Consider the following 21953-nt stretch of genomic DNA (forward strand, 5'->3'; position numbering starts at 1 on the left):
GCTCATGACGCCGCCATCTCCGCCGCCGCCCGCAGCACGGCGCGGACCATGCGGTTATGCGACCCGCAGCGGCACAGATTGCGATCCAGCGCGGATCTGACCTCTGCCTCCGTCGGTGACGGATTGCGCTTCAGCAGCGCCGCGGCGCTGACGAGAATCCCCGCGACGCAATAGCCGCACTGCATCGCCTGTTCGGCGATGAAGGCGCGTTGCAGCGGATGTGGTTGCTCTGCCGTGCCGAGGCCCTCCACCGTGACGACGTCCTTGTCCGTGACCGACCACAACGGCATGTCGCAGGAGGCCATCGCGCGGCCGTCGACCATGACGTGACAGGCGCCGCACTCACCGGCGCCGCAGCCGAAATGCGGACCGGTGACGCCGAGCCGGCCGCGGAGCACATCGAGCAGCGCCTGGTCAGAATCGGTTTCGACGACGGCGGTCGCGCCGTTGAGCTGGAATTGGATGGTGGGCATTGCGCTCTGCGGCCTCAGGACTTGTCGAACTTCTTGACGACGTCGGCCCATTTCTCGATGTCGCCGCGCAGGAATTTGTCGAACTCTTCCGGCGTCATCGACATGGGCAGGGCGCCCTGTTCTGTCCAGAGCTTGACGATGTCGGGCCGCTTCACCATTGCGTTGACGGCGGCGTTGAGCTTGTCGATCACGCTCTTCGGTGTGCCGGCCGGCGCCATCAGGCCGAGCCAGATCGTCGCCTCATAGCCTGCTACACCGGCTTCGCCTGCTGTCGGCACGTTCGGCAGCACGGTCGAACGCTGCTTGCCGGTGGTTGCGAGCGCGCGAACTTGATTTTCGCTGATGTTCGGCGCCATCGCCGGCACCGCGTCGATCATCATCTGCACCTGTCCGCCGATCACGCCGCTGCGCGCCTCGCCGCTGTTGCGATAGGGAACGTGCACGACATCGATGCCGGCCATGGCTTTGAACAGCTCACCCGCCATGTGGTAGGGCGTGCCCTGTCCGGAGGAAGCGTAGTTCAGCTTGCCCGGCTGCGCTTTGGCAAGTGCGACGAACTCGGCCAGCGTCTTCACTGGGACTTGCGGGTTCACAACGATGACGAGATCGGAATAATTCACCGGCGCGATCGGCGCGAGGTCGCGCATCAATTCGTACTTGCGCTTGTCCGCGGTCAGCAGCGATTCATTCGCGGTCTGGGTGTTGGACATCATCAGCAGCGTGTAGCCGTCGGCCGGCGACTTCACAGCTTCCACGGTGCCGATGACGCCGCCGGCGCCGGTGCGGTTCTCAACCACGAAGGGCTGACCAAAACTCTCCTGGAGCACGTTGCCGATCAGCCGGGCCGCGACGTCGGCCGGCCCGCCGGCGCCGAACGGCACGACGATCCGGACCGAATGGCTGGGATAATCCTGTGCGAATGAGGGGGCTGCGGAGACTACAGCGAGCAGGCCGGCCGCCAATGTCAGCACGGATCTTCGGGCCATCATGCCCACCTCCCTGATATCGTTCTTGTTGGCCGGCACTGTAGCGGCAGGGAATGCGGACTGTCGACGCCTCACAAAGGCGATTGGGCCGGGAATATCGGGTGGTTTTCGGTGTGATTGCGCCGCGTTTCGCGCCTGCAGCAGGAACCCGCGGCGCGTGCGCCTTGAGCAAATCGCATGGGCCTTGCCGGATAAATGCGCTCGGCTGGCTGGTATTTTGGTGTTACGAACTGGGACATGAACCAGCACGCCAAAATCGAAATCCGCCATTCGACCTGCCCGCATGATTGCCCGTCGGCCTGCGCCCTCGATGTCGAGGTGGTCGAAGGCCGCAGCATCGGTCGTGTCCGTGGTTCGAAAAAGCAGACCTACACGGCCGGCGTCGTCTGCGCCAAGGTCGCCCGCTATGCCGAGCGCATCCATCACCCCGAGAGGGTGACATTCCCGATGCGCCGAACGGGTGCGAAGGGCTCCGGTCAGTTCGCGCGCATTTCGTGGGACGAGGCGCTCGACGAGATCGGGCATCGCTTCAACGAGGCCGAGCACGAGTTCGGCGCGGAATCGATCTGGCCCTACTACTACGCCGGAACGATGGGCCTCGTGATGCGGGATGGGCTCAACCGTCTCACGCATGTGAAGAAATATTCGCGCTTCTATCAGACCATCTGCGCCAATGTCGCGCGCATCGGCTTTGCGATCGGCACCGGCAAGATCGCCGGCGTCGACCCGCGCGAGATGGCGCTGTCCGACCTCGTCGTGATCTGGGGCACCAATCCCGTCAACACCCAGGTCAACGTGATGACGCACGCGTCGAGAGCGCGCAAGGAGCGCGGCGCGAAAATCGCGGCGGTCGACATCTACGACAACGAGACCATGAAGCAGGCTGACATCAGGATCATCCTGCGGCCCGGCACCGACGGCGCCTTTGCCTGCGGCGTGATGCACGTCCTGTTCCGCGACGGCTACGCCGACCGCGTCTACATGGACAAATACACCGACTGCCCGGCCGAGCTCGAGGCGCATCTGATGACGCGCACGCCGGAATGGGCGTCCGCGATTTGCGGCGTGCCGGTGGCCGAAATCGAGGCCTTCGCGAAAGCGGTTGGCGAGACCAAGCGCACCTTCTTCCGCTTTGGCTACGGCTTTACGCGCAGCCGCAACGGTGCCACGCAGATGCACGCGGCAAATTGCATTCCCGCGGTGACCGGCGCCTGGCAATATGAAGGCGGCGGCGCTTTCTTCAACAATTACGCGCTGTGGCATTTCAACGAATCCATCATCGAGGGCCACGACGCCGTCGACCAGAACATCCGCGCGCTCGACCAGTCCAAGATCGGCCGCATCCTGACCGGCGATGCCGAGGCCTTGCGCGGCAAGGGGCCGGTCAAGGCGATGCTGATCCAGAACACCAATCCGATGACGGTGGCCCCGGAGCAGGCATTGGTCCGGCAGGGCTTTGCGCGCGAGGATCTGTTCGTCGCGGTGCATGAGCAGTTCATGACCGAGACGGCAGAGATGGCCGACATCGTGCTGCCGGCGACCATGTTCATGGAGCATGACGATCTCTATTACGGCGGCGGCCACCAGCACATCTCGGTGGGTGCGAAGCTGATCGACCCGCCCGGCGAATGCCGCTCCAATCACGAGGTCTTGCAGGCGCTGGCGCCGCGGCTCGGTGCGAGGCATCAGGGCTTCGAGATGACGCCGCGCGAATTGATCGACGCGACGTTGAAGCTGAGCGACCACGGCGATATCGGCGGCCTCGAAGCCGACATCTGGCGCGACCTGCAACCGGACTTCCGCACCTCGCATTTTCTCGACGGCTTTGCCCATGCCGACGGGAAATTCCACTTCAAAGCCGATTGGGCGCATCCGCCGTTCGGCGTCACGATGGGTGACTTCGACAAGATGCCGGCATTGCCGGACCATTGGGCCGTGATCGAGCAGACCGACCAGGCCCATCCGTTTCGGCTTGCGACCAGCCCCTCGCGCAGCTTCCTCAACACGACCTTCAACGAGACGCCGTCCTCGCAGGCGCGCGAGGGCAGGGCGAGCGTGATGATCCATCCCCTGGATGCGGCCGCGCTCGACATCGCCGACGGCGATGCCGTGACACTCGGCAACACCCGCGGCGAGACCACGCTGGTGGCGACGCTGTTCGACGGTGTACGGCGCGGCGTTCTGATCGCGGAGTCCGTTCATCCCAACAAGAACCACATCGGCGGCCGCGGCATCAACATGCTGACCGGTGCCGAAACCGTCGCGCCGATCGGCGGGGCCGCGTTCCACGACAACAAGGTCTGGATCAGGAAGGCCGCCACCGTCTAGGGGATGCACTCCGAGACACCGTAGCCTGCGAACTCCTTCGCAATGTTCGGGTTCATCGACTTCGCCTGCGCGATGTCCGTGGCACCGTCGCCGCCGTTCTTGCGGGTGGCGATGCCGCGGCCGAACAGCGAAGATGAGGAGCGCGGGTTGCGCTGGATCGCGTCGGTGTAGTCCTTGATCGCCTCGGCGGTCCGGCCGAGCTTGAGGTTGACGAGCCCGCGGCTGTCGAGCGCATCGCTCAAGCCGGGATCGATCTGCAGCGCCAGATTGCAGTCGGCGAGCGCCCCCTGCAGGTCGCCGGTCGCAGCGCGCGTCCAGCAGCGATTGTTGAGCGCCTCGCCGTCCCTGGGATTCTTGCGGATCACGAGGTCGAAATCCTGCATGGCGAGCGCGTAGCCGCGCTTGATCGCATAGACCTGGCCGCGCTTGTAGCGCGAGGCGACGTCATTGGCGTTCGCCGCGATCTTGCGGCTGAGATCGGCGATGACGGGATCCCTGGCGAGATCCTCGGTGTTCGGGGGCGGCTCTGCCTGCGGCGGCTCGCAGACCGGCTTCTGCGGCTCGGGTTTCTGAGGCTCCGGCTTGGCCGGGTCGCCGGCTTTGGTGTCGGGCGGCCGCGTCACCGAACCTGCGAACGAGAATTCCGTGGTCAGCGAGGACGACAGCCACGGCACCTGCTCGCGCTTGGTGGCGGCGACGACGCCGTTCTTGGTGTTGGTCAGGGCCTGCTCGGCGCTGATGTTCGGCGCGCGCATCTCGCGCAGCAGCTCGGCGACGAACAGGCCATGCTCGGTCTTGCCGCTGGCCGCGACCGCACCGAGCGCGGCGGAGTACAGCACGAGCGAATTGCTCGGCGCGATCGCCGGCGCAAGGCCCGCCGAATAGCGGCGGAAGCGCCGTTCGAACGGGTTGCGGCGCGAGGCGTCGATCAGCGCGATCTTGATCGCGGCGCCGCGCGTGTTCATCTCGGCGAGGATGGTGTCGAGGCTGAAGCCGTCGCGTGCCACATCCGGCTCGGTCCAGATCTGCGCGTCGACGGGGAGCAAATAGGTCTGCCGGTTGGACTGGATGGCAAAACCGTCGAAGAAGATCAGCGCCACAGCGCCGCGTTCGATGCGGGCATAGAAGCGATCCAGCACCTGCCGCATGGCGTCGGCCGTGAGATTGTTCTGCCGGTCGACGACGAAGCCGTCGCGCTTCAATTCCTCAGTGACGTCCTGGGCGTCGTTGGCGACGTCGTTCAGCACGAACTCGTTGTCGGGATATCTGGCGTTGCCGATCACCAGCGCAAGTTTCGCAGCATCAGCCGCGTGGCTTGCGCGGCCTGCGCCCAGCGCAAGCAGGCCTGTCAGCAACAAAATCATCGCGGCGCGCATGAAATGGCTCATCGGTGATCAAAATCTCCAGTCAGGATAGCGGCCGTCACCCGCAATTCAATCGCCAAGCGAATTTGCGCCCACACGCTATGGTGACACGGCGTTGCAGATTGCCCTTGCGCGCGCCGCCCGTCCTGCCGCAAATGGCTGCAAAATGGATGGCATGGAAGCGAGCGTAGCATGACCGACACCACAGCAATCATCACAGAGAAGCGCGGGCAGGCGTTCTGGATCACCATCAACCGGCCGGAGAAACGTAACGCGCTGAACGGCGAGGTCATCGCCGGTATCACCAAAGGCTATCGCGACGCGCACGACGACAAGGACGTCCGCGTCATCGTGCTGACGGGCGCGGGCGACAAGGCGTTCTGCGCGGGCGCCGATCTGCAGAATTCCGGCGCGGCTTTCGCGATGGATCATTCCAAACCAAATGTCGACTATGCCGATCTGTTACGTTTGTCACAGAACGCCACCAAACCGGCGATTGCGCGGGTCGGCGGCGTCTGCATGGCCGGTGGCATGGGCCTGCTCTGCATGACCGACATGGCGGTCGCGGCCGATCACGTCGTCTTCGGCCTGCCGGAGGTGAAGGTCGGCGTGTTCCCGATGCAGGTGCTGAGCCTGTTGCAGAACATTGCGCCGCCGCGCCTCGTCAACGAATGGGCGCTCACCGGCGAACCGTTCGATGCCAAGGCGGCGCAGGCTGCCGGCCTGCTCAACTACGTCGTTCCCACCGCCGAGCTGGATGCCAAGGTCGACTGGCTGATCGGCCGCATCGTCGACAAGTCCCCGACCGCGATCCGCCGCGGCAAATACGCCATGCGCGCCATCGCCTCGATGTCGTTCGACGAGAGCATCGCCTACACCGAAAGCCAGATCGCGCTGCTCGCAATGACCGAGGACGCCAAGGAAGGCCTGAAAGCGTTCAGTGAGAAGAGAAAGCCGGTCTGGACGGGAAGGTGAGGGGGGCTCGCTCTCGTGTCCCGGACGCGCTGCAACGCTCTTGGCGTTGCGGCGCAGAGCCGGGACCCAGAGGGCGGCACGGGAGAATGCGGGGGGCATGGGCCCCGGCTCTGCAGCGCACCGCCGAAGGGGCGCTGCGCTGCGTCCGGGGCGCGAGGGTGTGCTCAACCAACTTCACATCTCAAACAGCAAACACGCCTTCGCCTTCCCGCGGCGCATTTCGCCCGGGGTTTGCTCTCGCTTCACGCCCTGTCCGAAGAAAGGGCGCAGGGAAGGCCGGGTGCCGGCTGGCACCCGCAAGACTCCCGTGCAAGAATGATGCACACGCAAGGCACAGGAGAAGTACAGGGCAGCCGAACATCCGGCCTTCCCCGCGCAATGGTTTGACGGCTTATGCGCGCTCTCCCCGGAGACGAGTTCTGTCTTGCCTCCGTCACTTCCGCGAAAGTCACGGACGCGCCTCGGTTGAAGCGACGCCGCATTCGCAGAGGCTTGACCGTAGCAACGACGGCTAGGACCACGCGGTTTTGCCGTACGCAGGCTTCCCGCTTCACCCCCGGGCGTCTTCGCCCAAGGGCTCGCAGGCATCGAGCGCCGTTCGTACAACGCGGCTTGCGGGACGCTCACGGGGTTCGGCTCAATCCATCGCCCCGCCCTGCGTCTCACATCCGCGACGGCGCTGCCCAGCGTCCACCGCAACCCGATCCGCGGTTCGTGACGACGTACGACCGCCCCTTGTCACGGGATCAGGATGGGCCGACAATGCGATAAATCAGAAATTCTGTAAAGGCGAATATTTTGGGGTGTGACGGTTGACCGAGCGATGGGTGTTTCGCCCGTCGGGTGGCGCAAGGGCTTGTAGGTGTCGTAGGGTGGATTAGCGTCAGCGTAATCCACCAAGTCTGTTTCCGCGGAGGCAGAAGAGGTGGGTTACGCCCTGCGGGACGCGCTTTGCGCGCCCACAGTGCTAACCCACCCTACTGCATCTTACCCCGCATTGGCCTTCAGCCCCGCGGCCTGGATGCCGGCCACCGCGCAGGCCTCGTCATTGTCGGAGGTGTCGCCGGAGACACCCACCGCGCCGAGCAGCGTCGCGCCGTCCATGATCAAGACGCCGCCGGGGACCGGCACCAGCGCGCCCTTGGCGATGGTGTTCACGGCGTCGATGAAATAGGCCTGCTCCTGGGCGCGCTGGAACAGCGCGCGCGAGCCCATGCCCATGGCGAGCGCGCCATAGGCCTTGCCGTGCGCGATCTCGCCGCGCATCAGGCTGGTGCCGTCCTGCGCCGCGGCGAGCTTGAGCACGCCGCGCGCGTCGAGGATGGTGACGACCAGCGGCTTGAGCTTGAGTTCGCCAGCCTTCGCGAAGGCGGCGTCGAGGATTTTGCGGGCGGTGTCGAGCGTGAGGTCAGCCATGGCTGGGTTCCTTTGCAGCAGTTGAGGTGGAATTGGTTTCGGTACGATCGAGGCTCATCGCCAGCACGCGCGCGACGTGAAGCGCTTCGCGCTTTGTGCCGTCATGGATCTGATGGCGGCAGGAGGTGCCGTCGGCAACGATGAGCGTGTTTGGGTCCGCGCGCCGCACGGCCGGCAGCAGTGACAGTTCGGCCATCTCGATCGAGGCATCATAGGTGTCCGCGCCATAACCGAACGCGCCGGCCATGCCGCAGCAGCTCGATTCGATGGTCTCGACCGCAAGGCCCGGGACGAGCCGCAGCACCTGCTCGACCGGCTTGAAGGCGCCGAAGGATTTTTGATGGCAATGGCCGTGCACGACGGCCTTGTCAGCGATGGTGCCGAGCGGCAGTTGCAGCCGGCCGGCCTCGGCCTCGCGCACCAGAAATTCCTCGAAGGTGAGGGCATGGGCACTGATGGCCTTGGCGTCGTCGTCCTTGCGCAGCGAGGCGAGCTCGTCGCGCAGCGTCAACAGGCAGCTCGGCTCGAGACCGACGATCGGCACGCCGCGCGCGGCAAAGGGCGCAAACGCGGCCACGAGACGATCGAGCTCGACCCTGGCTTCATCGACGAGGCCGGCGGACAGGAAGGTGCGCCCGCAGCACAGCGGGCGGCTGCCGCTCAGTGCCTTCGGCAGATGCACGCGATAACCGCCGGCCACCAGAACGCGCAGGGCGGCATCGAGGTTCTCGCGCTCATAGATGCGATTGAAGGTGTCGGCGAACAGCACGACCTCGCGGCCAGTCTCCGGACCAACGCTGCCCGCAGGCGGTACGAACACGTCGCTGCGGAAGGCGGGCAGGGCGCGGCGCGCGCTGATGCCGGCGAAACGCTCGAACAGCTTTCGGAGCAGCGCGCTGCGGTTGCGTAAATTGGCCAGCGGCGCCAGCCGCGAGGCGAGGCCGGCATAGCGCGGGAGATAGCCGACCAGGCGGTCGCGCAGCGTCAGGCCGTGGGAAGCGGCGCGCGCGGCGAGCACCTCGATCTTCATCTTGGCCATGTCGACGCCGGTCGGGCATTCATGGCGGCAGGCCTTGCAGGAGACGCAAAGTTTCAGCGTCTCCATCATCTCGTCGGAGGACAGTGCGTCGGGGCCGAGCTGGCCGGAGATCGCGAGCCGCAAGCTGTTGGCGCGGCCGCGCGTGACGTCCTTCTCGTTGCGCGTGGCGCGATAGGACGGGCACATCACGCCGCCCTCGAGCTTGCGGCAGGCGCCGTTGTTGTTGCACATCTCGACCGCGCCCTGGAAGCCGCCGCCGGCGCCGGGATAGGCCGACCAGTCGAGCTTCGTCTTCAACTCGCCGACGCGATAGTCGGGCTTGAAGCGGAACAGCGAGCGGTCGTCCATTCTGGGCGCATCGACGATCTTGCCGGGATTGAGCGTGCCGTCGGGATCGAAGCGCTGCTTCACCTCCCTGAAGTCGGCGACGAGACGTTCGCCGAACATGGTCTCGTGGAATTCGGAGCGCACCAGGCCATCGCCATGTTCGCCGGAATGCGAGCCCTTGTATTCGCGCACCAGCGCGAAGGCCTCTTCGGCGATGGCGCGCATCGCCTTGACGTCCTTCTCCAGCTTCAGATTCAACACCGGGCGCACGTGCAGGCAGCCCTCGGAGGCGTGCGCATACATCGTGCCGCTGGTGCCGTGTTTGGCGAACACCTCGTTCAGCCGCGCGGTGTAGTCGGCGAGGTGCGGCAGCGGCACGGCGCAATCCTCGACGAAGGAGACCGGCTTGCCCTCCTGCTTCATCGACATCATGACGTTGAGGCCGGCGGCGCGGAAATCGGCGATGCCGCTCTGCAGCGCGGGTTCGGTGATCTCGACCACGCCGCCCCATTTGCGTTTGTCGTTGTTCCAGCCGAAGCCGAGATCGCTCATCAGCTCGGAGAGCTGCTTGAGACGCAACAGATTATCCGCTTGGTCCTCCTCGGCGAATTCGACCACCAGCACCGCATCCGGATCGCCCTTGATCGCGGCGGAGATGACGGGAGCGAACATCGCGATGTCGCGGCCGAGCGCGAGCATGGTGCGGTCGACCAGCTCGACCGCGATTGGCTTCAGCTTGACGAGGTGCTGGGCCGCATCCATCGCCTCGTAGAAGCTGCCGAAATGGCAGACACCCAGCGCCTTGTTGCGGATCACCGGCCAGAGCTTCAGCTCGACCTTGGTGGTGAAGGCCAGCGTGCCCTCGGAGCCGACCAGGAGGTGCGCCATGTTGTTGCGCGCATTGCGCGGCACCAGCGCATCGAGATTGTAGCCGCCGACGCGGCGCTGCACTTTTGGAAACCTTGCCGCGATCTCGTCGGCCTCGCGCGTGCCGAGATCGAGCATGTCGCGGAACAGGGCGCGTGCGCTGTCGCTCGCATTGAGATCTGAGAGATCGCGCGAGACCTCGCCGTAACGGCCGAGCGTGCCGTCGGCCAGCGCGGCCTCCATCGACAGTGTGTTGTCGCGCATGGTGCCGTAGCGGAGTGAGCGTCCGCCGCAGGAATTGTTGCCAGCCATGCCGCCGATGGTGGCGCGCGAGGCCGTGGAGACGTCGACCGGGAACCAGAGGCCATGCTTCCTAAGCTGGCGGTTGAGATCGTCGAGCACGATGCCGGGCTCGACCACGCAGGTGCGGCCCTCGACGTCGAGCGAGAGGATGCGGTTCAGGTGTTTCGACAGATCGACCACGATCCCGTCATTGACGGTCTGGCCGCATTGCGAGGTGCCGCCGCCGCGCGGGGTGACCTTGCGGCCATCGTCACGGGCAATCGCCAGCGCCAGCAAGGCCTCGTCCATGGTCCGGGGCACCACCACGCCGGCCGGCATGATCTGGTAGAACGAAGCGTCGGTGGCGTAACGGCCACGGCTGAAGCGGTCGAACAGGACGTCACCTTTGATTTCCCGGGCCAGGCGTGCCGCCAGGCCGCCCTTTTCAGCCGATTCCGGTGATTTTCCAGCCACTTCCGCCGCCATGGTCCGCTTTCGCCTGTTCGCCGGCACCGTCTTGCCTCCCGTCACGGCCCTTGGCAAGCGAGCCCTGCTTCTTGTGCATTGACGGACCTCGCCGGGCGAGGGACAAGCCCGGCGAATAGTGATATGCGAGCGGCTCGCCGGAGCTCTCAATTCGGGCCAACCGACGTTAGAGCCAAGACAGCCTCGAGAGCCAAGACAGCCTCAAAGACCGGGAAGGACGCCGATGACCGTGCATACTGGAAGGCATTTCTTACAGATTCCAGGACCGACCAACGTGCCCGACCGGGTGCTGCGGGCGATGGACATGCCGACCCTGGACCATCGCGGTCCGGAGTTCGCCGAGCTCGGTTTTGCGGTTCTCGCCTCGATGCAGCGGGTGTTCCGCACCAAGCAGCCCGTGATCATCTTCCCCTCGTCCGGCACCGGCGCCTGGGAAGCGGCGATGGTCAACGTGTTCGCGCCCGGCGACAAGCTCCTGATGTGCGAGACCGGCCAGTTCGCCGTGCTGTGGCGCGGCATCGCCGACAAGTTCAAGTTCGACGTCGACTTCATCCCCAGCGACTGGCGCCACGGCGCCGACCTCGCCGAGATCGAGAAGCGCCTCGTCGCCGATAAGCAGCACGCGATCAAGGCCGTCTGCGTCGTCCACAACGAGACCTCGACCGGCTGCGTGACGCCGCCGCTGGAGGTGCGCAAGCTGCTCGACCGCGTCAAGCATCCGGCGCTGCTGATGGTCGACACCATCTCCGGCCTCGGCTCGATGGAATATGAGCACGACGCCTGGGGCATCGACGTTTCGGTCGCGGGGTCCCAGAAGGGGCTGATGCTGCCGCCGGGTCTCGGCTTCAACGCCGTCTCGGAGAAGGCGCTCAGCGTTGCCAAGGCCAACCCCGGTATGCGCTCCTACTGGGACTGGCAGGAGGTCATCAACTTCAACAAGCTCGGCACCTTCCCCTATACGCCCGCCACCAATCTGCTCTACGGCCTGCGCGAAGCTGTGAAGATGCTGGAAGAGGAGGGGCTGGAGAACGTCTGGACCCGCCACAAGCGCCACAGCGCGGCGACGCGTGCCGCGATCAAGGTCTGGGGCCTGGAGACGCAGTGCGCCGACCCGGCTGCGCACTCGCCGGCGCTGACCGGCGTGCGCGTGCCGGACGGACACGACGCCGACGCCTTCCGCAAGGTTGTGCTGGAAAACTTCGACATGTCGCTCGGCACCGGCCTGAACAAGGTCAAGGGCAAGGTCTTCCGCATCGGCCACATCGGCCATTTCAACGATCTGATGCTGATGGGCACGCTCGCCGGCGTCGAGATGGGCCTGGATCTGGCAAAGATCCCGCACCGGAGCGGCGGCGTGTTGGCGGCCATGGACGTCCTGAAGGGACGCGACGCGGTGCCGATGACCAAGGCCCAGGTAGCTTAGAGGCTCAGCTAGCCTGGCGGCTCAGCCGGCCTGAACCGACCTAGAGAAGAAGAGACGCGCGATGAACGCACCGACGACGACAAACGAAGACCTGCTCTACTCCGTCCAGGACGGCATCGCGCGGATCACCTTCAACCGCCCGCAGGCGCGCAACGCAATGACCTTCGCCATGTATGATCGCATGGCGGAGATCTGCCAGGAGATCAACGCCGACCGCTCCATCAAGGCGCTGATCCTGACCGGCGCCGGCGACAAGGCGTTCGCCTCCGGCACCGACATTTCCCAGTTCCGTGCGTTCAAGACCGCGCAGGACGCGCTCGACTACGAGGCCCGCATCGACCGCGTGCTCGGCACGCTCGAGCAGTGCCGCGTGCCCGTGATCGCGGCGATCGCCGGCGCCTGCACCGGCGGCGGCGCCGGCATCGCGGCCTGCTGCGACCTCCGCATCGGCACCGAGACCACGCGGATGGGCTTTCCGATCGCGCGCACGCTCGGCAACTGCCTGTCGATGTCGAACATCAGCCGCGTCGTGGCGCTGGTCGGACCTGCCCGCACCAAGGATCTGATTTTCAAGGCGCGCCTCGTCGAGGCGCCGGAGGCCCTTGCGCTCGGCCTCCTCAACGAGATCGTGCCCGACGTCGAGACGCTGCAGCGCCGCGCCGACGAGACCGCAAAGCTCGTCGCCAGCCACGCGCCGCTCACGCTGGAAGCGACCAAGGAAGCGGTGCGCCGCATCCGCCGCACGCTGTCGCGCGAAGAGGGCGAGGACCTGATCCTGAAAGCCTATATGAGCGAAGATTTCCGCGAAGGCATGGACGCCTTCCTCAACAAGCGCACGCCGAACTGGAAGGGCAAGTAGCCCGCGTCCTTGGCCGGCTGCGCCATGCTGGGTGCGGCAACCGGCGGAAGCGATGGCTGACCAATCAACCGTCAGTGGCCCCGCGCAATTGCAATTGTCACAGATCTTTCAGGCGGTTCCGCCCTCCGGAACCGCAATTGCGCGCGTCTGCGGTTATGCGTCCACGTTGACGGCGCGGCGAGCTCGGGCATAAGATCGCAGAGGTTGCATGATGCCTTCTATATTCCTCGTGCCGACAGGGCGGCCAGCAAGTGATTTTAAGTCCGATTGAATTGACCGACGTGAATTCTGCGAAGCGTTCTGACCGGCCGTGCTGCAACCGGATGTCATTGAACTGAAATTGAACTGAAGAGATAGCGACGTAATTTCGACGACGCGAGCCCGCGCCAGAATTTTCATTGCTGCCGACCATCCCGGGACGGCCTCGCGAACAAGCCCAAGCTCCTGAATCAAGCTCCTAAATCAAGACCCTAAGCCAACGCTTTGATGCAAGACCGTTGAGTCTCGTCTGATTTCTCGGACCGATCAGTCACGTCGCCGCGCCCTCATGCGGCGGCGCCTCCATGGCAACGCAGGCAGGGATTTTTCCATGACCAACCACACGCCGGTTTTCACCTCGTCATCCGCGACGGGCAGCTTCACCGAATTTGCCAACCTCAACGATTCAACCACGCTGCACACTCTGTCCGGGACGATGAGCTTCAAGGACAGCGACAGGACCGACTCCCATACGACGTCGGCGACGCTGCATTCCGCGGTGGTCTCGGGCGGAACGATCGTGCCGGCAGCCTCGCTTGCGCATTTCCAGACCGCGATGCAGTCGCAGATCCTGAGCGATTCAAACGGCTCGGGCCAGCTCAAATGGAATTTCAGCGACCAGGACCAGGATTTCGACTTCCTGGCCAAGAACCAGACGCTGGTCCTGACCTATGACGTCAAGATCCTCGACAACCACGGCGGCTTCGCGATCCAGACCGTCAAGATCACCATCACCGGCACCGACGACAAGCCGGTGATCAACATGACCACGGCCGCGACGGTCACCGAGCAGACCAACCAGACGCTGTCGCTCTCGCCCGACATGGTTCACGTCGCGCTCAACTTCACCGATGACGACCTCGCCAACACCGGGCACACCGCGACGGTGATCGGCGTCTCCGCCTCCGGAGCCACCGCGGGCCTGTTGCCGGGCCCGTTCGGCAACGCCGAGCTGATGTCGTTCTATCACGTCGACAACGTCGTCAAGACGTCCGGCTCGGCAACCGGCACCATCAACACCACCTTCTCGGCGCCCGATCTCGCCTTCGACTATCTTTCGGCGGGCCAGCATCTCGACATCACCTACACGGTGCAGCTCGACGACCATGCCGGCGGGATCTCGACGCAGACGGTCACCGTGACGGTGGTCGGCACCAACGACAAGCCATTTTTCCTGTCGTGCCCGGAATCGGCCGCGCTCGTCGAGAATCAGAATGTCGACCCGGGCGGCAATCTCACCGCACATGACAGCCTGCTCTTCACCGACATCGATCTTGCCGACGCGCACACCGTCTCGACGACGGTCACCGCGACCCGTTCGGGCGGCGGAGCGATCCCGCTGACCAATACGCAGCTGCTGGCCGCATTCGGCACCGCGCTTCAGGATTCGACCGGTCATCTGATCGGCGAGGTCGACTGGAATTTCGCCTTTCCCAATTCCTCTGCCAATTTCCTCAACGGCGGCGAGACGCTCAAGCTGGTCTATCACGTCACGGTCACCGATCCCTCCGGCGCCACCACGACCCAGGACGTCACCATCACCGTCCTCGGCGTCAACCAGCCCGTGGTGATCACCAGCGGTCCGGAATCCTCCACGGTCGCCGAGCAGGACGCCACCACGGGCTCGCCTGTGCCGGATACGACGCCGACGACCCCGGCGGGCACGCTCGCCTTCACCGACCAGGACACCAGCGATACGCACACGGTGACGGTCACGCTGGACTCGACCTCGGGGCCGACGCCGCCCGCCGCAACGCAGGCGGATCTCGCAGCGGCGCTGACGACGACATTGCACGATTCCACGGGCACCGGCACCGGCAGCATCGACTGGAACTTTGCGATCGCTGACAACGATCTCGACTATCTCGCGTTCAACGAGACGCTGACGGTGACCTACAACATCAAGGTCGCGGACGGCTCGACCAGTTCGACGCAGACCGTCTCTGTCGTCATCACCGGCGCCAACGACGCGCCGGTGATCACCACCGGGCCGCAATCCGCGTCGCTGTCCGAGCAGCCGGGCGTGACCGGATCGCAGTCGCCGGACACCACCAGTCCGGTGCCGACGGGAACGCTGAGCTTCAACGACGTTGATCTGTCGGACACGCATTCCGTCAGCGTGGTGCTGAACTCGGCGGTGTGGTCGGCCAATAGCTTTGCCGCCCCGGCGCAGACGCTGGTGGACCTGCAATCGGCGCTCGCAACGGTGCTGCATGATTCCACGGGCACCGGGATCGGCAGCGTCGACTGGACTTTCAGCATTCCCGACGCCGATCTCGACTTCCTGAGCGTCGGCGAGACGCTGACGGTGCAATACGACGTCAATGTCTGGGACGGCTTCATCAATTCGGTCCAGACCGTCACCGTGACCATCGACGGCGCGGCGGATCCACTGGTCCTGACGCCGCTGACGATCGCGGCAGCCGATACGGCGGGCCCGGATGCCGGTACGGGAATCGCAAGCGGTGCCATCTTCGACATCACCCAGCCGGTCGATCAGAGCACGCCGCGGACCATTACCGAGGTCAACGGCAGCGCCGCCAATGTCGGCCATTCGGTCGCCGGTGCGCATGGAACGCTGGTGCTCAACGCCGATGGCTCCTACGGCTATGTCGCGGATGCGTCGGTCGACGCGCTGCTCGCCGGCGACAACGTCACCGACCAGTTCACCTTCACGGTCGACGACGGCCAGGGCCACCAGGCCTCGACCACGATCACCTTCGATATCGCCGGCGCCAACGACAACCCGCAGGTCACCGCGGCCAATCTCAGCGGAGCGGTCACCGAGGACGCCGGCCCGCCGGTGATCCTCAACGGCGATTTCGAGACCGGCAATTTGTCCAATTGGACGGTGAGCGGCGGTGGCCACATTCACGTCGCGCAGCTCGAGCTCGGGGGCAGCTTCGGCCATTACTCGGTCGAGCTGTTGCCGACGAGCATTCCGGAAACACTGTCGCAGAACGTCGCGACCACGCCCGGCCAGCACTATTTCGTCAGCTTCGATATCTTCGGGGATCCCGAGAGCGTCAGCTCACCGCTCGCGGTGTCGTGGGACGGCGCCACGATCCTGTCGCTCGGCAATGTGCCGTCCGGCGTCAATCATTATTCCTTCGATGTGCTCGGCGACAGCGCGCTGTCGTCGACGCTGCTGCAGTTTACCTACAAGAACCATGACACCGGGATGATCCTCGATTCCGTCAGCGTCAGCCCGGCGACGGGGCCCGCCACCGAATCCACGGCGGGCTCGCTGTCGTTCTTCGACGCCGAGATCGGGGATATGCACAGCGCGAGCTTCGTGCCGATCGACAGCGGCTATGTCGGCACGTTCTCGCTCGATCCGCTCAGCGAGGCCGGCGGCGCCGGATCGCTCGCCTGGCACTTCACGGTCGACAATGCCGACATCCAGTTCCTGGCGCAGGGGCAGACGCTGACCCAGGATTATCTGGTGACGATCGCCGACAACAATGGCGGCTCGACCACGCAGGATGTCACCGTCACCATCAACGGCACCAACGATGCGCCGACCGCGGTCGGCGAGACCGTGATCACCGATGTCGGTGCCAATGGGACCGTCCAGATCCCGAGCTGGGCCCTCGCCTTGAACGACACCGACCCCGACACCATCGACCATCTGTCGCTCGGCACTATCACGGCGAGCTCCGGTGGCAGTGCTTTCGCGTTCGGAGATGCTTCCTTCACCGACGATTCGGCGCTCGGCGGCTCGTTCAGCTACACCACCTTCGACGGGAGCACGACCTCGTCGAATGCGGCCACGGCGACGATCATCAACAACGCGGCCGGCGCGGGCGCGCTGACCGGAACCGGCGGTGACGACATCCTGATCGCGACCAACGGGAGCGAGACGATGAGCGGGGGCGGCGGCAACGACGTGCTGATCGCCACGGCCGGCGGCCATGCGATGACCGGCGGCGGTGGCAACGACACCTTCGCCTTCCTCCAGCCATCCGGTCCGAGCACGATCGGCGACTTCAACAATACCACCGAGCACGACCGCATCGCCGTCTCGGCGGGCAGCTTCGGCGGCGGGCTGACGGCAGGGATGGACGTGACGTTCGAGACCTCAGGTGACGATGTGTTCTCGGGCTTCTCCCAATTCCATTTCGACACCGGCAACCAGACGCTCTATTACAGCGCTGATGGCACCCAGGGTGCGGCGGTCGCATTGGTCAGCGTCCAGAACGGCGTGCTGCTCAATCAGCACGACATATTGGTCGTGTAGGCTACTGCATCCGGGTTTGAAGCCCCAAGGCGCGGGCTCCGCAGGGAGCCCGCTTTTTTGCGTTGCGTCATCTCATTCCAAAGTCATAACGGGGATGACGTCGGATGGCTTGAACTTGGCTGAATTCGCCAGCACAATGGTCGCTGAATTCATCTCTGAATTTCCAATCCGAACAAGAACATAGGGAAGACGCCCGTGGGACATGGAATGAAGGCCGCGATTGCGCTGACAGTCGCGCTTTGCGGCACGCCGGCTGTTGCAGGCTGGGAGCCGGCAAAGCCCGTCGAGATCGTGGTCGCGGCGGGCGCGGGCGGCGCCTCCGACCAGATGGCGCGGATGATGCAGGCCGCGATCCAGAAGAACAATCTGATGAAGCAGCCGATCGTCGTCTCGCTCAAGGGCGGCGCCTCGGGTGCGGAAGCGCTGATGTACATGAAGTCCAGCGAGGGCGATCCGAACAAGGTTCTGATCGCCTATTCGCTGATCTACATGCTGCCGCTGTCGGCCAAGATCCCGTTCAACTGGCGCGAGCTGACCCCGGTTTCGGTGGTCGCGCTCGACCAGTTCGTGCTGTGGGACAACAGCGCCGGCCCCAAGACGGTGAAGGAGTTCGTCGCGGCCGCGAAGGCGGCGAGCGCGCCGTTCAAGATGGGCGGCACCGGCTCCAAGCGCGAGGACCACGTGCTGACCGTCTTCCTCGAGCAGAAGACCGGCGCAAAATTCTCCTATCTGCCCTACAAGTCCGGCGGCGAGGCCGCGACCCAGCTGGTCGGCAACCACACCGAAGCCAACGTCAACAACCCTAGCGAAAACCTCGAAGTCTGGCGCGCCGGCCAGGTGCGTCCGCTCTGCGTGTTCGACAAGGAGCGCATCTCCTACAGCGCCAAGGTGACGGACACCCAGTCCTGGGCCGACATCCCGACCTGCAAGGAGGAGGGCGTCGACGTGCAATATCTGATGCTGCGCGCGATGTTCCTGCCCGGCAAGGTCACGCCGGAGCAGCAGGCGTTCTACGTCGATCTGTTCCACAAGGTGACGCAGACCGCCGAGTACAAGGACTACATGGAGAAGCAGGCGCTGAAGCCGATCTTCCTCACTGGCAAGGACATGGTGCAGTTCCTCGAGGAGGATGATGCCATCAACAAGTCGCTGATGACCGAAGCCGGATTCGTCGCGAAGTAACCCTCCTCTTCACCTCGCCCCGCTTGCGGGGAGAGGTCGGATTGCACCTGGCGATGCGAAGCATCGTCCAGTGCAATCCGGGTGAGGGGGACTCTCCGCGAGTCCCGCTTTCACCGTCCTCGCGGAGACTCCCCCTCACCCCAACCCTCTCCCCGCAAGCGGGGAGAGGGGGAATTGACCGCACTCCGTCCCTGGCAGAGCATGTCCCAAACCGATCTCGAAATCGTCGTCGACGATCCGACCGCGCCTGAAGACGACTCGCCTTCCGTCGTCTCGTCCGGCACGGTCGAGATATTCGTCTGCCTGCTGCTGCTCGCGCTGGCCGTCACGCTCGGCACCGACAATTGGCGCACCGGCGCGTCCTGGGATTCGACCGGGCCCGAACCCGGTTATTTTCCGTTCTATCTCTCGGTCATCCTCGGCGGCGCCAGCCTCTATGGCCTGGTCGTGGCGCTGCTGGCGCGGCGTGCGGCGTCGGGAACCTTCGTCACGCGCGCGCAAGGCCGCCGCGTGCTGGCGGTGTTCGTGCCGACGCTGCTGTTCTGCCTCGTCACGCAGTTCCTCGGCCTCTATGTCGCGAGCTTCCTGCTGATCTCCGGCTTCATGCGCCTCGTCGGCAAGATCGCGCTGTGGAAGTCGCTGCTCACCGCTGTTGTGTTCACGGCGATCATGTTCGTCACATTCGATGTCGCCTTCGACGTCATCATGCCGAAAGGGCCGCTCGAAGCGGCCTTCGGCCGCTAGGCGGTCCCGCGATGGAAGCTTTTGGTCTCCTGCTCCACGGCTTTGCCGTCCTGCTGACGTGGAAGACGCTGGTGCTGATGATGGTCGGGCTGGTGCTCGGCATCTTCGTCGGCGTGCTGCCGGGCCTCGGCGGCCCGAACGGCGTCGCGATCCTGCTGCCGCTCACCTTCACGATGGATCCGACCTCGGCGATCGTGATGCTGTCCTGCATCTATTGGGGTGCGCTGTTCGGCGGCGCCATCACCTCGATCCTGTTCAACATTCCCGGCGAAGCCTGGTCGGTCGCAACCACCTTCGACGGCTATCCGATGGCGCAGCAGGGCAGGGCGGCGGAGGCGCTGACCGCGGCGTTCACCTCCTCCTTCATCGGCTCGCTGGTCGCGGTGCTGCTGATCACGTTCCTCGCGCCGATGATCTCGTCCTTTGCGCTGAAGTTCGGCCCGCCCGAGTTCTTCGCGGTGTATCTGCTGACCTTCTGCTCCTTCGTCGGATTGGGGCGCGAGGCCAAGCACAAGACGGTCATCTCGATGTCGCTGGGGCTGCTGCTCGCCGGCATCGGCATGGATACCGTGTCGGGCAATCTCCGCATGACCTTCGGCTCGCCGGAGCTGCTTCGCGGCATCAACTTCCTGGTTGCGGTGATCGGCCTGTTCGGCATCAGCGAGATCCTGCTGACGATGGAGGAGAGGCTGGCGCTTCGCGGGCACGCCGCAAGCATCTCGCTGCGCGTCGTGCTCGGCGTCTGGAAGGACTTGCCGAAATACTGGGCGACGCTGCTGCGCTCCTCCTTCATCGGCTGCTGGCTCGGCATCACCCCGGGCGGCGCGATCGCGGCGTCCTTCATGGGCTACAACCTCGCCAAGCGCTTCGCCAAGGATCCCGAAAGTTTCGGCAAGGGTCGCATCGAGGGCGTGTTCGCGCCTGAGACGGCGGCGCATGCGTCAGGCACCTCGGCGCTGCTGCCGATGCTGGCGCTCGGCATTCCCGGGTCCGGCACCGCGGCGATCCTGCTCGGCGGGTTGATGGTGTGGGGGCTCAATCCGGGGCCGCTGCTGTTCGTCGAGCACAAGGACTTCGTCTGGGGCCTGATCGCCTCGATGTATCTCGGCAATGTCGTCGGCCTCGTGCTGGTGCTGACGACGGTGCCGATCTTCGCCTCGATCCTTCGCGTGCCGTTTGCCGCGGTGGCGCCGATGATCGTGGTGTCCTGCGCGATCGGCGCCTACGCGATCCAGAACGCGATGTTCGACATCTGGCTGATGCTGGGCTTCGGCATCGTCGGCTACGTCTTCAAGAAGATCGGCATTCCGCTGGCCCCGTTCACCCTCGCGCTCGTGCTCGGCAATCGTGCTGAAGATGCCTTTCGTCTGTCGATGATCGGCTCCGGCGGCGACCTCAAAGTGTTCTGGTCGAACGGCCTGGTCGGCTCGATCACGACGCTGGCGATCGTCCTGCTGTTCTGGCCCGTGATCGACGGCATGCTGGCCCGCGTCGGATGGACGCAGCGCACAAAGGCGGTTCAACGCCAGGATGCATAGTCTTTGCAGGTCAAGGGGATAGGATTGTCGCCGGTGTCCTGATGTGTCGCCTGCAGCAGTCCCGATTGTTGCTGAATGTTGCAGGAGCGGCACAACCCTTGGACGCAACCCGGTGTATGCTTCCGATCACAAAGTCGTGCGGAGGGGGAGATCTCCATGAAGCGGATCGTGATTGGAATGGCGGCGGCGATGTCGCTGTTCGCGACGGGTGCACTGGCTGCGGATCTCGCGGCGCGGCCCTACGTCAAGGCGCCGGTGATGGATCCGGTCTGGAGCTGGACCGGCTGGTACGTCGGCGCCAATGCCGGCTACAGCTGGGGACGCTCGCGCTCCAATGCGTCTTTCTTCGACGGAACCGGCGCGCCGATTGCGCCGCCAGCCGGCTCCATCACCAGCGCATCGTTCGACATGAATGGCGCCATTGCCGGTGGTCAGGCCGGGTACAATTGGCAGAGCGCCAACTGGGTGTATGGCATCGAGGGCGACCTGCAATGGTCGGACGAGAAGGGCCGCGCTGGCTTCTCCTGCGTTGGCACTGCCGCGGCGCCTGTCGCCGGTCCCTGCCTTCCCACCTTTACGTTCCTTCCGCCCGGCGGCCTCGCCGGCACCACGCTGGCGATCGATCAGAAGCTCCAGTGGTTCGGCACGGTTCGCGGCCGCGTCGGTATCCTCGCGACCCCGAAGGTGCTGTTCTACGGCACCGGCGGTCTCGCCTTCGGTGAGATCAAGACCACCGGTACGCTGTCGAGCTTCAGCACCGTCGCTCCGTTCGGTCCGATCGCCGCGGTGGGCTCGAGTTCGACCACGCGCGTCGGCTGGACCGTCGGCGCGGGCGTCGAAGGCAAGATCACCCGGAACTGGAGCGCCAAGCTCGAATATCTCTACATGGATCTTGGCCGCTTCTCGACCGGCGCATTCAGTCTGGCGCCGGCGCTTCCGATCAGCGCCAGCGTCTCGTCCCATTTCACCGATCACATTCTGCGCGCCGGCATCAACTACCAGTTCGACAGCCCGGTGGTCGCGAGATACTGAATCAACAAAGGCGTCAACAAGAAGCAAAGCCCGGCCTCGCGCCGGGCTTTGTCGTTTCTGCCTGACCCTCACCGGCCGGTCATCGCGCTCGCCCGGCTGTAATCGCGAGCCAATCCTCCGAACGACCGACATTC

Annotated in this window: 14 protein-coding genes; 9 read left to right on the forward strand and 5 right to left on the reverse strand. The window is 64.9% G+C overall.

Annotated elements, in window-relative coordinates:
* Positions 1 to 2 precede the first annotated feature (2 nt).
* Together AABA84_RS11485 and AABA84_RS11490 are read right to left on the reverse strand one after the other, a co-directional pair.
* Positions 3 to 473: a (2Fe-2S)-binding protein gene (locus AABA84_RS11485; protein WP_338312089.1), complete on the reverse strand. Its 471-nt coding sequence runs from the start codon at positions 471 to 473 to the stop codon at positions 3 to 5.
* Positions 474 to 487: 14 nt separating this feature from the next.
* Complete coding sequence (locus AABA84_RS11490; protein ID WP_338312090.1) at positions 488 to 1462, reverse strand: Bug family tripartite tricarboxylate transporter substrate binding protein; 975 nt, start codon at positions 1460 to 1462, stop codon at positions 488 to 490.
* A 234-nt stretch (positions 1463 to 1696) separates the two neighbouring features.
* Here AABA84_RS11490 and AABA84_RS11495 point away from each other — a divergent pair, with 234 nt between their 5' ends.
* A complete protein-coding gene (locus AABA84_RS11495; RefSeq protein WP_338312091.1) occupies positions 1697 to 3787 on the forward strand; it encodes a molybdopterin oxidoreductase family protein in 2091 nt (696 codons plus the stop codon).
* Here the strand turns inward: AABA84_RS11495 and AABA84_RS11500 are convergent.
* On the reverse strand, positions 3784 to 5175 hold the full coding sequence (locus AABA84_RS11500; RefSeq protein ID WP_338312092.1) for a caspase family protein: 1392 nt from the start codon (positions 5173 to 5175) through the stop codon (positions 3784 to 3786). The two genes, AABA84_RS11495 and AABA84_RS11500, sit on opposite strands and share 4 nt — an antisense overlap.
* A 168-nt stretch (positions 5176 to 5343) precedes the next feature.
* Between AABA84_RS11500 and AABA84_RS11505 the strand changes: the two genes are divergently transcribed.
* Positions 5344 to 6126, forward strand: coding sequence for an enoyl-CoA hydratase/isomerase family protein (locus AABA84_RS11505; protein ID WP_212250114.1), 783 nt, complete (start codon positions 5344 to 5346; stop codon positions 6124 to 6126).
* A gap of 987 nt (positions 6127 to 7113) precedes the next feature.
* Here AABA84_RS11505 and AABA84_RS11510 read toward each other — a convergent pair.
* Positions 7114 to 7542 carry a GlcG/HbpS family heme-binding protein gene (locus AABA84_RS11510; protein ID WP_166468672.1) on the reverse strand — a complete coding sequence of 143 codons (429 nt, stop codon included), beginning with the start codon at positions 7540 to 7542 and terminating at the stop codon, positions 7114 to 7116.
* A complete protein-coding gene (locus AABA84_RS11515; RefSeq protein WP_338312093.1) occupies positions 7535 to 10543 on the reverse strand; it encodes an FAD-binding and (Fe-S)-binding domain-containing protein in 3009 nt (1002 codons plus the stop codon). The genes AABA84_RS11510 and AABA84_RS11515 overlap by 8 nt, the downstream gene beginning before the upstream one ends.
* Before the next feature lie 223 nt (positions 10544 to 10766).
* Here AABA84_RS11515 and AABA84_RS11520 point away from each other — a divergent pair, with 223 nt between their 5' ends.
* The 7 genes from AABA84_RS11520 to AABA84_RS11550 all read left to right on the forward strand — a co-directional run bounded on the left by AABA84_RS11520 (position 10767) and on the right by AABA84_RS11550 (position 21819).
* Complete coding sequence (locus AABA84_RS11520; RefSeq protein WP_212250111.1) at positions 10767 to 11966, forward strand: pyridoxal-phosphate-dependent aminotransferase family protein; 1200 nt, start codon at positions 10767 to 10769, stop codon at positions 11964 to 11966.
* A 61-nt stretch (positions 11967 to 12027) separates the two neighbouring features.
* Entirely contained in the window at positions 12028 to 12825 is a 798-nt protein-coding gene (locus tag AABA84_RS11525) for an enoyl-CoA hydratase/isomerase family protein (protein WP_212250110.1), read from the forward strand.
* A 589-nt stretch (positions 12826 to 13414) separates the two neighbouring features.
* The gene (locus AABA84_RS11530) at positions 13415 to 17323 is read left to right on the forward strand and encodes a beta strand repeat-containing protein (protein ID WP_338312094.1); all 3909 of its coding nucleotides are present in this window, start codon (positions 13415 to 13417) and stop codon (positions 17321 to 17323) included.
* A 207-nt stretch (positions 17324 to 17530) separates the two neighbouring features.
* Positions 17531 to 18505: a Bug family tripartite tricarboxylate transporter substrate binding protein gene (locus AABA84_RS11535; RefSeq protein ID WP_338312095.1), complete on the forward strand. Its 975-nt coding sequence runs from the start codon at positions 17531 to 17533 to the stop codon at positions 18503 to 18505.
* A gap of 201 nt (positions 18506 to 18706) precedes the next feature.
* A complete protein-coding gene (locus tag AABA84_RS11540; protein WP_212250464.1) occupies positions 18707 to 19249 on the forward strand; it encodes a tripartite tricarboxylate transporter TctB family protein in 543 nt (180 codons plus the stop codon).
* Between the two features lie 11 nt (positions 19250 to 19260).
* Positions 19261 to 20787, forward strand: a complete 1527-nt coding sequence (locus AABA84_RS11545) for a tripartite tricarboxylate transporter permease (protein ID WP_212250105.1) — start codon at positions 19261 to 19263, stop codon at positions 20785 to 20787.
* Positions 20788 to 20943: 156 nt separating this feature from the next.
* On the forward strand, positions 20944 to 21819 hold the full coding sequence (locus AABA84_RS11550; protein WP_212250103.1) for an outer membrane protein: 876 nt from the start codon (positions 20944 to 20946) through the stop codon (positions 21817 to 21819).
* Positions 21820 to 21953 lie beyond the last annotated feature (134 nt).

Origin of the sequence: Bradyrhizobium sp. TM239 (assembly GCF_036247985.1) — a bacterium.
Lineage (GTDB): Bacteria > Pseudomonadota > Alphaproteobacteria > Rhizobiales > Xanthobacteraceae > Bradyrhizobium > Bradyrhizobium ottawaense.